Below are 12801 nucleotides of genomic sequence, written 5' to 3' on the forward strand. Positions count from 1 at the left end.
CAGCTGGCTGCCACAGCGTTCCACGTCCTCTGAAAACGACACGGTCGTCGCAACCTCTCAATCGAGAGTGTTGCGACGACCGCTAGAACCCGCCCTTTCGGACGGCGGCCTTTTTCGTGTGCTTCTACAGGCGGGCTTTGACCGCGGCCGAGATCCTCGACCCGTCGGCCTTGCCGTCGGCCAGCACGGTGGCGGCCTTCATGACCTGGCCCATCTGCTTCATCCCCGGGCGCTCACCGAGCTGCTCGGCGACCTGGGCGATCGCGGTATCGGCGACCTGGGCCACCTCGGCGTCGTTGAGCTGAGTCGGCAGGTACTCCTCGATGATCTCTTCCTCGGCGCGCTCGTTCGCGGCCAGTTCACCGCGACCGTTCTGCTCGTAGATCACAGCCGCCTCGTTGCGCTTCTTGGCTTCCTTCTGCAACAGCGCCACGACATCGTTATCGGAGAGCTCGTGCGCTTCGGTTCCCGAGACCTCGGAGGTCTGGATTGCGGCGAGCAGCATCCGCAGGGTCGCGAGACGCAGTTTGTCCTTGGCTTTCATCGCGGTGGTCATATCCGCGCGCAGCTTGGCTTTCAGTTCCGACATGGGCCTACCGTAGTCGGCCGCCTCGGGAAGTCCCATCACATTTTCATCGCGACGGATAGCAGACCCGGCACAGGCGAGAAAATTCCGGACGTTTGTGCGGAAACACATACGACGATCCGGGATGGGGTCGCCTATGCTGGGCAAATGCCCGTTATCTCGACGTCCGCTGTCCGCCGAACCGCGTTGGGAGCCGCCGGGGCCGCCGTCGCAGGCATCGGCTACGCCACGCTGATCGAACGGAACGCGTTCGTCCTGCGCGAAGCGACGATGCCGGTGCTCGCACCCGGTTCGCCGACGTTGCGGATTCTGCATGTCAGCGACCTGCACATGATGCCGGGCCAGCAGCTCAAACAGCAGTGGCTGCGCGAACTCGATCGCCTGGAACCCGACCTGGTCGTGAATACCGGCGACAATCTTTCCCACCCCAAGGCCGTGCCCGCCGTTGTGCAATCCCTCGGCGCGTTGCTGGCTCGTCCCGGCTTGTTCGTGTTCGGTTCGAATGATTACTTCGCGCCGGTACCGAAGAATCCGCTGAAGTATTTCAAGAAAGATCATCGCCGCGTATACGGTGATCCGCTGCCGTGGAAGGACCTGCGCGCCGCATTCACCGAACGCGGCTGGCTCGACCTGACCCACACCCGCCGCGATCTGGAAGTGGCCGGCATCCGCATCGCCACCGCCGGTGTCGACGACCCGCACATCCAGCGCGACCGCTACGACACCGTCGCCGGTGCGCCCAACCAGTTGGCGCAGCTCAGCATCGGTGTCACCCATTCGCCCGAGCCGCGCGTGCTCGACCGCTTCGCCGAAGACGGCTACGACCTGGTGCTGGCCGGTCACACCCACGGTGGACAGCTGGTCGTGCCCGGTTACGGCGCGCTGGTCACCAACTGCGGGATCGACAAATCCCGCGTGAAGGGCGCCTCCCAGTGGGGCGAGCACACCCAGCTGCACGTCTCGGCGGGCATCGGCACCTCCCCGTGGGCGCCGTACCGCTTCTGCTGCCGCCCGGAGGCCACGCTGCTGACACTGGTAGGCGCCCAGCCCAAGCGTCCCTCCGCGGACACCGGCTTCGGCATCTCGACCTCGGAGGCCGTCGCCCGCTAGGGTCTGGCTCCGAACGACATTGTCCGCGAGATGTCAGCAGGAGAAGACCGTGAGCACTGGATCCGACGACCCGACCGTCTTCGGCGGGCCGAACCAGCAGTGGCAGCGGCCCGGGTCGCCGGATCCTTCTGCGCGACAATCGAATCCGAGCGCACCCGATCCCACTGCGGCGTGGACGCCGGGCGGCACCGGTCTCCCGCCGACTCTGCGCTGGGACGGATCGGGCCCGCCTGCCGGGCTCCCCGAGCCGACCCAATGGGCTCCCGCCGGTCCACAGGATTGGCAGAATTCCGGGAATATCCCTGCGGGACAACAGGGTCCAGCTTCGCCACCTCCGCCACCGCCTTGGCCAGGCACGAATACGCCTGTACGCCAGCCCGGTTCGAATCCGGCGTGGCAGCCCGGCATGAACCTCCCTGTGGGACAACAGCCGCCGGTGCCGCAGGGTGACGTTGCTCCAGGTTCAGGACTTCCGTGGCAGCCTGGCACGAATCCACCCGCTGGACAACAATCTCCGGGGCAGTGGGGCGCGCCACCTGTCCAGCAGTGGGGCGCTCCCGCTGCGGCCGGTCAGCCGTGGGGCGCTCCCGGTCAAGGGAATCCGCAGCAATACGGCGAAGTACCCCCGCTCCAGCACAACGGCGTCCAGTCCTACGGCCAGCCCGTTCCACCCCGGAAATCGGGAAACAAGGCGGCGATCTGGGCTGCGGTGGGTGCCGCGGCGCTACTCCTGGTCGGCGGCGCGATCACCGCGGTCGCGGTGAGCCGCGGGGACGACGCCCCGTCCACCGCCGCGGGCACCACCCCCTCGATGGTCAGCGCCCTGACCACGTCCCCAGGTCCGGCCTCGTCGAGCAAACCCAAACCGAGCACGACCCCCTCGGGCGCCGCGTCGAGCCGCAAGCCCCTCATCGACGGCTACCAGGTAGTCGCCTCCCCCGACCGCGGCGCCGCCTACGACGTCCCCGCAGGCTGGAAGGTCGCCTCCGAAACGACCATCGGCGGCGTCGGCGAACCCCCGGGCGACTCGGTGGTCGGCAAGGGCTACGCCACCGACGGCACCGACTACTGCCCCAACTCCACCCGCACCATGTCACTGCTCACCGGCTCCAAGAACGCCGACAGCGCCGCCGCGGGCGCCGAACTCGGCACCAAAGCCGCACCGCTCGCCTTCCAGGGCGCGAAAGGCACCCCAGGCCCCGCCCAGCCGCTGAAGTCGATCGACGGCAAAACCGAGGGCATGTTCACCGAAACCACCGGCACCGTCCCCACCCCGGCCCCCGGCTGCGCCACCACCTTCTCCGTCTACACCTACGCCTTCAAGGGCGCCAAGGAAGGCAGCTTCGTCATGGTCATGATCGCCGACACCGGCGTCCCCGGCGCGATCGACGCCACCGAGGCCAAACGCATCTTCAGCTCCGTCAGAGCCCTCGACTAACCCCCTCCTGACCAGCCAATTTAACGTTTCACGACCCCACGTTGTAAGCTACTTCAGGTTCGCCTCACGGGGTGTGGCGCAGCTTGGTAGCGCGCTTCGTTCGGGACGAAGAGGTCGCAGGTTCAAATCCTGTCACCCCGACGTGTTGGTTGAGACACAGAAGAGCCCCTGATCAGTTCACTGGTCAGGGGCTCTTCGCTTGTCTGTGGGGGTTCGCGGTCGAGGGGGTTCGGCCAGCAGATGGTGACGGCCGTGAGGGAGATCAGGCCGAGGATGAGGGCCAGGATGGTGGGGCTCATGGGATCGCCCTTCCGGGTGAGCGGAGCGGGAGCGCGGCGGTGGGCTCGGTGGTTCGAGTCTGGGCGGTGTGATGGCGAGTGGGGTTGCCTGTGTGTTCGGGGTTGGTTGAGAAGTTCTCCCTGCGCGAGGCTCGGTGTGGTGAGGGTGTCGGTGTGAGCAAGGGATAACGTGGCGCTTACTTTCTGTCACTTGATAGAAATTCGCGATCGATAGCGTATACACCCATGTCGACAAGGGTGGATGGCTCGGGGACCCCGTTGCGCGACGTCGTGTATTCGACGTTGCGGGGTGAGTTGATGAACGGCGACATCCGGTTCGGCGAGCGACTCACCGAGCCGAAACTGTCGACCAGGTTCGGCATCTCCCGCACGCCGGTTCGAGAGGCGCTCACCATGCTCTGCTCGGACGGGCTGCTGCAGCGCGAGGAGTTCGGGTTCAGTCCGGTGCGGCCGAGCGTGGCGCGGATTCGCGACCTCTACGAGCTGCGGCTGACCCTGGAACTGGGCGGGATGACGCGGGTTCGGGCCGATCCGAGCACTACCCACGACGCGGCGCTGCTGCGTGCCGAACAGCGGAAGTGGCTGGCCCTGCAGGCCGACCCGCCCGCTCAGGAACCCGGTTTCGTCGTCGTCGACGAGGAGTTCCACGTGGCGCTGCTGACCGCGGCGGGCAATGCCGAGATGGTGCGCGCGCTGGTCGCGGTGAACTCCCGGATCCGGCATGTGCGCATGTACGACTTCATGATCAACAACCGCATCGAGACCACGATCAGCGAGCACCTCGGCATTCTCGAGGCCGTCCTGGCGGATGACATCCCGCTGGCACAGCAGCTCTTGCACACCCACATCGGCGATTCGTTGGACGTGGTGCTCGAGCGCATCTCACGTGCCGTCGCCGCGATGTCGTCCAGCGAATAGAGGAGCGTCAATGTCTGTCACGCCGACCGCGCGGGTCGCCGCCGCCTACGCACGGATCGCCGAGGTGGATCGGCCCGAAGTGTGGATCACGTTGCGGCCGCAGGAGGATCTGGCGGCCGAAGCCGGCGAGCTCGAACGTCGCCTTACCGCGGGCGAGCAGCTTCCCTTGGCCGGCTTGCTCCTCGGAGTAAAGGACAATGTCGATGTCGCCGGGTGGCCCACCACTGCCGCATGTCCTGAATTCGCCTATACGGCAACCGAAACCGCCGCAGCCGTGCAGCGACTGGTCGACGCGGGCGCGCTGGTACTCGGCAAGACCAATCTCGATCAGTTCGCCACCGGACTCGTCGGCACCCGCAGCCCGTACGGTGCCGTCCGCAACGCGCTGCACCCCGAATTGATCTCGGGCGGTTCGAGTTCCGGCTCTGCTGCCGCTGTCGCCCTCGGTATCGCCGACCTCGCTATCGGCACCGATACAGCCGGATCGGGTCGCGTGCCCGCCGCATTACACGGCATCGTCGGTATCAAGGCCACCCTCGGCGTGATCCCCACCCACGGCGTCGTCCCGGCCTGCGCCGACTACGACGCGGTCACCATTTTCGCCGCCGACCTGAACCTCGCGGTTGCCGCCGCAAAGCTGATGGCAGGTAAGGACACTCGTGATCCGCGAAGCCGCGAGTGGCCCGCGGACGTCCGTCTCGCCGCCTCCACACAGCCCCGGATCGCCGTCCCTCGGCCCGAAGACCTCGAACCGCTGAGCCCCGCCTATCGTGCGTCTTTCACTGAAACCGTTGCTGCACTGGGTCTTCCCGTCACAGAAGTGGACATCTCCCCGCTGCTCGACGCGGCCCGGCTGCTCTACGACGGCGCAATCGTTGCCGAGCGATACGCGGCCGTCGGCGAATTCGTCGACAAGGGCGCACCCGGCCTCGACCCAACAGTGTCCGCAATCATCAGCGCGGCAAAAGAACTCGACGCACACGCCTTCGCGCAAGACCTGGATACCCTCGCCAAAGCCCGCACCATCGCGAAGGAACTACTCGCCGACTACGACGGGCTTCTGCTGCCCACCACCACCGACCACCCCTCGATCGCCGAGGTCGAAGCCGACCCGCTGGCCATCAATCGCCGCCTCGGCACCTACACGAACTTCTGCAACCTACTCGACCTCGCCGCCGTCGCCGTGCCAGGAAAACCCACCACCGACGGCCTCCCCTTCGGCGTGACAGTCGTAGTCCCCGCCTTCGCCGACCAACTCGCCGTCGACCTCGCCGCCCGCATCACCGGCACCGAGCCACCGCTGTTCGTGGAAACTGGTGTGCCCCTTGCGGTTTTCGGCGCCCACCTGCGCGGACAACCCCTGCACTGGCAGCTCGAAGGTGCCCGCTTCGCAGGCGACATCACCACCACCGACGCCTACCGCCTCACCGCCCTCGACACCACCCCACCCAAACCCGGCCTCGTCCGCCACGGCGACGGACAGGGCGCACCGATCCGCGGCGAACTGTTCCTGGTCTCTCCCGCCGCCCTCGGCCGCTTTCTCGCCGAACTACCCCCACCCATGGCGCTGACCAGCATCGACCTGTCCGACGGCCGCGCCGTGGTCGGCTTCGCCTGCAGCTACGACGCAGCCGTCGCCGCCACCGACATCACGCGTTACGGGGGCTGGATGGCGTACCTACAGGATCGGTGACGTCGATCCCGAGTTCGGTGAGCAGGCCCGTCACGCGGCGACCGATGTCGTCGCGGATGGGCCGCACGTCCTCGACTTCCAAACCCGCCGGGTCCTCGATGATCCACTCCATATAGCGCACTCCCGGCACCAGCGGGCACGTATCACCGCACCCCATCGTGACGATCACGTCCGCAGCACGGATGATCTCGTCGGTCCACGGCTTCGGGTACTCGCGCGAAATGTCAACGCCCACTTCGCTCATCACCGCCACCGCCGACGGATTGAGCTGCCCACTCGGCACCGACCCACCCGACCAGGCCACCGCCCGCCCCAACGCCAACTCCTCGAAGAAGCCCAGCGCCATCTGCGAGCGACCCGCGTTGTGCGTACACAGGAACAGCACCGTCGGACGCGGCTTGGCCACCTTGCCCTCGACCTTGGCCAGCGCCTGCAACCGCTGCCGCCCGAAACGCTCGGCCAGCAGCGGTAAGTACAGGGTCACCGACGCCCTCGCGGCGAAATCGTCGTAGGAGGAATGCAGGAAACGATGGATCGTCTCCAGCTCGAACATTGTCGCGAATTCTTCGCGCAGCCGTACCTCAGCACGGTCGAGCGCGTCGGAGTGCTCCGCAATATCGACCACCCCCCAACCCTTACCCGAATTCGGGCCATACGCAAACGCCCGGGCCGATCACCCCTCGAACCGACCGGCCCGGAACGCATACCCCCGTCGACACCCATGGAACATCTTCGGCCCAGTCCGTCGGCGTGGTTACCGTCGGCAGTGCGGCTTCAGCGTCTGGAAGAGCCACCTTCTGGTCTGCACCGCCGGGCCCGACCGATCACCCCTCGAGACCGATCGGACCCGGTTGTTCCGGTGTCCGAAGCAACAATGCGGTGTCGGTCTCTAGAGCTTCTTAAGAACAACTTGTCGGCGCGGGCCGGTCTTCGGCGATGATGTAAGTACCGACACAAGGAGAGCGACGATGGAAACCGCGATCGTCTGGTTGCTGGCCAGCATTCTGTACTGGTTCAGCAACTTCTGACCCAAGCCCTGGGCCGGAACCCGCGTCGTGCCGGCCCGTCACTCAGCTACGTCACGAGGTAGGTGCGTACCTATCTCGTGGCGTTGTCCGGATCACATCGAGCGGGCGGAATAGTTCACCGGCGGTCCTGGTTGGAACCACTGTCGACGTCCGAACAGCCCCGGGCCTCACCCCTTTGTCGCTACGAGCGACCACCCGCCGAGAGGCGCTTGTGGGGCGTCGGCCTCCAGCGAACGCCGCCAGGTCACCCTCATCGACCTGGCGGCGTTTTCTATGTTCCGTGCAGCGCGCAGTCCCGCACGATGCCGACCATCTCCTGGTACCTGTTCGCCGCAGCCGAGCCTGGATAGCGGACGTTGTGCCGGTAGTAGCGGTGGTAGGCGATGATCAGCGCAGCCAGCTCGACCATGCCGCGCAGCACGCCCGAGCGTTCTTCCGCGGTCACCGGGAGGACAGACGAATAGCCGTCGACGATCGCCTCGGCGCGCTCTCTGACGAGCCTGCCGTCTACAACCCCGAGGCCGATGATCGCCATGCCGAGATCGAGCAGTGGATCCTCGCGGCACGCGGTTTCCCAGTCGATGACGACGAGCGTGCCCGTTTCACCGACGATGATGTTGTCCGAGTACAGGTCACCGTGAATAAGCGTGTCCTGCCTTCCGCTGTGGAGGCCGTCAAGCGCGTCGAGTCGCTCGGTCAGCCAGTGCGCGAAGGCCCGATCCGTGAAATCGGCAATGCGCGAACGGTGCTCGGCGGTGAGCCTGCGGCCTTTGGCCGGCAGTTGATCGTCGCCTATCACCTCTTCCGCGGGAAGTCTGTGCAGACGCGCGAGCGCTACGCCCGCTTCACGGAGAAGCTCGGCGGGGAAGACGGGGTAGACGTTTCCGTCGACCCAGCGTTTCAGGATCATGACCCGGCGATTCGCGTCATCGTCCGGGGCGACGACGAGTGCAGGCTCGTCGCCCTTTGTGCGAACCAAAACTGTTGTCTGGAAACGGTTTTCCAGCCTGCCCATGAGCGAAGCCAGCCTCGGCGCACTCGTCGGATCGTTGTCAAGAATCGTGAGCGCGTAATCTGTTTCCTCGGCGTCCGCCGCTGGACGATCCGGATCTCGCTTTGCTGCACGCAAGCGAAAGCTCGAATTGGCAGCCCCGCCAGGCACCGCCTCGATCGATACGAGCTCGCCGATCCCGTACCGAGCACAGATATCGGCCGGGTCCAGGTCTGCCAATGTCGTGTATTCAGCCATGCCCGATTCGTCAGTTCCTCCCAGTAGCGGCGAGCTCAGCCCGCCGATCCGTGACCAACCCGCTCCACCGCTGCTTCGCCGTCGACTCGCCCTCGATCCAATCCGAACGCAGCGTCGACGGTGAATCCCGGTCGGTGAACATATAGGCGATCTCTACCAGGTAGGCGAACTCGGCCCCCCGAACTCCTTCTCGCAGCAGAATTCGTGCATGGTCGCTCAGCTGTGGTGAATCGAGGACGGCGGCGTGGAAGCACGCTGCCAGCCGGGCGTAACCTGCCAGCGAAGTCAAGCCGACCGCCGCAGCGGAGATGGCGATTTCGTCGGCGCGCTGCGGCAGGTCCGGGTCGTGCCCGGCGTCGACGACCAACGCGGCGACCTGCAACAGCACCTCCGCCCAGCCGACCCGGGCAGCGGCGATCAGCTCGCGTGCGTGCTCGACCTGGATATTGGCCCGAGCTCGATCCTGGAAGGCCGCGGCGAAAGCGAGGTAGGACTGGCACAGCGCCGCCTCGCCCGAAAGCCCCGCTGCCGTCGACTGATCCCGTGCCACCGCGAGCGAGGTACAGGCCAGCGCGATGTTGCCCTGCGACCACCACAGTTCGCCGAGTGCGCGCTGTTGTCGGCCGGTCGCGCCGAGCTGCTCGGCGATCTCGAGCGCGTTCCGGAATCGGCCCAGCCTGCGCAGCAGATGGTGCAGACCACGGCGGGCGTCGGGCGCCAATCTGCCGCCTCTGTCGGCGACTTTGCGCATGCCACGCATGGACGCGTCGAAATTGCCCAGATCACGTTCGCACATGGCGATGTAGTACTCGGGAATCTCGCGCATCGGCGCCGGAAGGTCACCGGTCGTGAGGACCGCGCGGAGTTCGTCGACGATCGTCTGCCGGTGAGAGCTGTTGCGTCGTGCGATCACCGACAGCGTCAGCGCCAGTGCGACCGCCGCGGGATCGACGGGCAGCGGCGTGCCATCTTGCGCACGCGGAGCGTCACCGATGTCGATCGTCTCGACCGCGGAGTCGCGGACGAAGGCAACCGCGGCGTCCTCCAGCCACCCCAGCCGCAGCGAGAAGTCACGTGCGAGCCGCAACCCCTCGCGCAGACAGGCAACGAGTACGAGCCGGTCGTCGTGGGCTCGTCGCCACTGCTCGCCGATCGCGTCGAACGCGCGCTGAGCCGCACGCCGCCAGTCCGATTCGCTCCACGGGTCGCGAGAGTCCTCGTCGAAATCGGCGTTTCGGATCGCTGAGCGAACCAGCTTGTGCAACCGGTAGGGGCCCAGCGTCGAGTCGTCGTGCTCCACGAACGGACGGTCGACCACGCACAGCGCCGCGCTGTCGCGGGCAAGTCCGGCCGCGGCGGTCGCCAGTTCGATCGAGAAGGACTCGAGCAGACTGACCGCACGGACCACCGACTGCTCGTCCAGGGTCAGATCGCGGAAAGTCGCGGTGACCAGCCCGGAGAAGTCGCGGTCGAAGGCCTCGACCGGTGGGATGGCGCCGTCACTGTGTTGCAGTTCGACGAACAGCGACACGGCCATATCGAGGTAGAGCGGCAAGCCCTCCGACCTGTCCGCGATCACCTGGCGGTGGGTACGCGGGATCATCGGGCGGCCGTCGCGGGTCAACCGTTGAGCGAGGAAAGTGTCGCGGTCGTGCGGCGACAAATAGCCGACGAGGTGCTGGCGTGGTTCTCCGGTATCGGATCTGAGCAACGGCCAACGGACCGCACCCGTGCGCCACAGCTTCTCGCGGAGGCGGTCGTCGTCCCAACGCAGACGATTGCGGCCGGTCACCACGAACAACACATTGGGCATCAGCCAGACCAGCCGATTTATCAGCCGCTCGTTCTTGCGGCTCCCGCGCTCGGCGACGTCTTCGAAGGTATCGAGCAGCACCACCGGCAGCAGCGCCTGCTTCGGCGGCAACTGGGCGATGTCCCATGCCAGCAGGTGCGGGTAGAAGCTGAGTGCCTCGAGGTCGGGTTCTTCTTCGAGAATGGTGGGTAGCCGCCGGCAACGGATGGCGAGCGCGTGGTCGTGCCGTTCGCGCAGCGCCTTGACCAGCGCGCTCACACTCTGACTCACCAGGCCGCCCACCATCCCGGGCAGCTCGAAGGTGTCGGCGACCTCGCCGAGGAGTTCGTTCACCTGTTCGGGCAGCGTCGACGAGATTCGACTCAACCGTGTTCGCGCGCGCAGATAGTCGTCGAGCGACTCACCTGGGCGGTTGACCTCCCAGTATCGGCTGAGCGCCAGATCGAACGCGGGTGCTCGGTGACCTCGGGACGCCAGCGCAAGCCGGATCGCCAGGATCACCTCGGCCAGTTCGAAGGTCGTACCGTCGGCCAGATCCAGATACACCGGAACGGTCTGCGGCAACGGTGGGTCCGGCACCTCCCAGTGCGACATCGCGACGTCGTCACCGCCGAGTCGGCGCCCGATCTGCTGCGACAGCGTGGTCTTGCCGATCCCGCCGACGCCGTAGAACACGAGCACGTTGCGCCGCGGACTCTCCAGATCTTGGACATCGAACGTCGGGGCCGACACGGTTTCCCAGACGTTGCGGACGCTCTCGACGACCGCCGCCCATTCGGTGTCCCGATCCGAGAACACCTCGTTGGCCTGGAAATCGTCCGCGTTCCCCCGGAAAGCACTGTCGAGATTCGACGGTGACATGCTGATCCCCCTGACCAGATAGTCGACATGAAATGCCTTCTGCCAGTGTTTCATCCCGCTGGAAGTCACGCACGGGTGTTCGGAATCCCGAACGAGGAGATGTCCGGGGAGACGGCCACGCTATACGGGTTACGGTGCGTGGCGAGGGCTACTCTCGCCCGCATGCGGCACATCACGAGTGTTCTCGCCGGAACTATCGCGGCGGTGCTGGCTTCGGCGGGTTTGGTCGCCGGTCCGGTGCATGCCGCGCCGAGGGCTAGTTGTGAGGTGACGTCGGGGCGGGAGTTGGCGCGGGCCGAGCCGGAGCAGGTGGGGTTGGATTCGGTGAAGCTCGAGTCGGCTTTGCAGTTCGCGGCTACGCGGAATCGGTTGAACGTGCAGATTTTTCGGCACAACTGTCTTGTCGGGGAGGGGTTGCGCAACGGGGAAACCGGGAATACGCCGTGGAATATCTGGAGTGTCACCAAGTCGGTGGTGTCGATGTTGGCCGGGATCGCTTCCGATCAGGGGAAACTCGATGTGGCAGCGCCGATCGATCGGTATCTGCCGGCGGGTCTCGGGGATGCGGTGCATCGGTCGATCACCGTGGAGAATCTGCTGACGGAGACGTCGGGGATGAAGGTGGGGGTGCTGTCGGAGGGGATCACCGCGGTGATTCCGATCGACCCGCATTCGGCCGTGCAGGCGTTGTCGGTGGAGTTGAGCAATCCGCCGGGGACCACGTTCAGTTACAGCCAGCGGAATGTGGACCTGCTGTCGTATGTGATCCAGTTGGCCGTGGGGGAACCGTTGCAGCAGTTCGCGCAGCGGGAGTTGTTCGACCCGCTCGGCATTCCGCGCAGCGACTATTACTGGGCGAGTGACCGATCCGGTCATACCTACGGGTACGCCCACCTCATGCTGCCGCCCAACGACCTCGCCAAGGTCGGGCTGCTGGTCGCCAACGACGGTCGGTGGGGTGCCGATCGGGTGATCTCGGCGGATTACCTGCGTAAAGCCCGCACACCGTCGAAGGCGAACCCCTGCTACGGGTATCTGTTCTGGTTGGGCGCGGATTGCGGCGAAGCCCCCGAGTTCCTGCCCGACGACACGTTTTTCATGTCCGGTCTCGGTCTGCAGAACGTGTTCTTCCTCCCGAGCCTCGACATGACGGTGATGTGGACCGGCCCCTTCGGCAACCAAACCGCCTACGGCCCCAGCGGCATCCTCGCCCACGCCGAAGAACTCCCCCACGAATTCTTCCGCCGCCTGTTCGCCGCCATCACCGACACCAAGGTCCCAACCGCCGAACCCTACGTAGAACCCCCACTAGAATTCGACGCAGGCAAACTCATCGACGCCAACATCCTCCTGGCCGTCTTCGGCATCGGCCCCGGCGCCTACCCCGGCTGCACAGTCTTCGACTGCCTCAACCAGCCCCTCGCAGCCCCGTTCGCCAGCATTCCCCCCGGCTGCGCCATCCTGGCCTGCGTCGGCAACGACCCCAGGACCCCAGGCATCCGCCCACTTCGCTGATCACCCCAAATCCGCCATAACCGCACCCCCAACCACCACGACCCGACCTCGAGGAGGGTCCCGCCGCGCAGCGGCGGTAGCGGCCCGGCCGCGAGTTAGCCGCCGTTGCGTCGAGGCGCATACCCCAGGCATCCGCCCACTTCGCTGATCACCCTAAATCCGCCATGACCGCACCCCCAACCCTCACGCCCGACCCCTAGGGAGGGCCGCCGCGAAGCGGCGTAGCGGCCCGGCCGCGAGTTAGCCGCCGTTGCGCCCACGGCGCACCGCCCCCCAACGCCGCGTAATACG

At 66.2% G+C, this 12801-nt stretch carries 9 protein-coding genes and 1 tRNA gene; 6 read left to right on the forward strand and 4 right to left on the reverse strand.

Going from position 1 to position 12801, the window contains the following annotated elements:
* Nucleotides 1-124: 124 nt before the first annotated feature.
* Nucleotides 125-589, reverse strand: coding sequence for a GatB/YqeY domain-containing protein (locus ACFWUP_RS31080; protein WP_379239557.1), 465 nt, complete (start codon nt 587-589; stop codon nt 125-127).
* A gap of 144 nt (nt 590-733) precedes the next feature.
* On the opposite strand from ACFWUP_RS31080, the gene ACFWUP_RS31085 reads away from it, so the two are divergent.
* From ACFWUP_RS31085 to atzF, 5 genes are all read left to right on the forward strand, one after another.
* Entirely contained in the window at nt 734-1696 is a 963-nt protein-coding gene (locus tag ACFWUP_RS31085) for a metallophosphoesterase (protein WP_379239558.1), read from the forward strand.
* A 406-nt stretch (nt 1697-2102) separates the two neighbouring features.
* On the forward strand, nt 2103-3134 hold the full coding sequence (locus ACFWUP_RS31090) for a hypothetical protein (RefSeq protein WP_379239559.1): 1032 nt from the start codon (nt 2103-2105) through the stop codon (nt 3132-3134).
* A gap of 67 nt (nt 3135-3201) precedes the next feature.
* Nucleotides 3202-3275: transfer RNA gene (locus ACFWUP_RS31095), tRNA-Pro, on the forward strand.
* A gap of 383 nt (nt 3276-3658) precedes the next feature.
* The gene (locus ACFWUP_RS31100; RefSeq protein ID WP_379239560.1) at nt 3659-4351 is read left to right on the forward strand and encodes a GntR family transcriptional regulator; all 693 of its coding nucleotides are present in this window, start codon (nt 3659-3661) and stop codon (nt 4349-4351) included.
* Between the two features lie 10 nt (nt 4352-4361).
* Entirely contained in the window at nt 4362-6044 is a 1683-nt protein-coding gene (gene atzF / locus ACFWUP_RS31105) for an allophanate hydrolase (RefSeq protein ID WP_379239561.1), read from the forward strand.
* Here atzF and ACFWUP_RS31110 read toward each other — a convergent pair.
* From ACFWUP_RS31110 to ACFWUP_RS31120, 3 genes are all read right to left on the reverse strand, one after another.
* A complete protein-coding gene (locus tag ACFWUP_RS31110) occupies nt 6001-6669 on the reverse strand; it encodes an arsenate reductase ArsC (RefSeq protein ID WP_379239562.1) in 669 nt (222 codons plus the stop codon). The genes atzF and ACFWUP_RS31110 overlap by 44 nt on opposite strands.
* Before the next feature lie 674 nt (nt 6670-7343).
* On the reverse strand, nt 7344-8321 hold the full coding sequence (locus ACFWUP_RS31115; protein ID WP_379239564.1) for a phosphotransferase: 978 nt from the start codon (nt 8319-8321) through the stop codon (nt 7344-7346).
* A 10-nt stretch (nt 8322-8331) separates the two neighbouring features.
* Nucleotides 8332-11064, reverse strand: a complete 2733-nt coding sequence (locus tag ACFWUP_RS31120; RefSeq protein WP_379239565.1) for a hypothetical protein — start codon at nt 11062-11064, stop codon at nt 8332-8334.
* A gap of 93 nt (nt 11065-11157) precedes the next feature.
* Here ACFWUP_RS31120 and ACFWUP_RS31125 point away from each other — a divergent pair, with 93 nt between their 5' ends.
* Nucleotides 11158-12510, forward strand: a complete 1353-nt coding sequence (locus ACFWUP_RS31125; RefSeq protein ID WP_379239566.1) for a serine hydrolase domain-containing protein — start codon at nt 11158-11160, stop codon at nt 12508-12510.
* The last annotated feature ends 291 nt before the right edge of the window (nt 12511-12801 follow it).

Origin of the sequence: Nocardia sp. NPDC058658 (assembly GCF_042716665.1) — a bacterium.
GTDB lineage: Bacteria > Actinomycetota > Actinomycetes > Mycobacteriales > Mycobacteriaceae > Nocardia.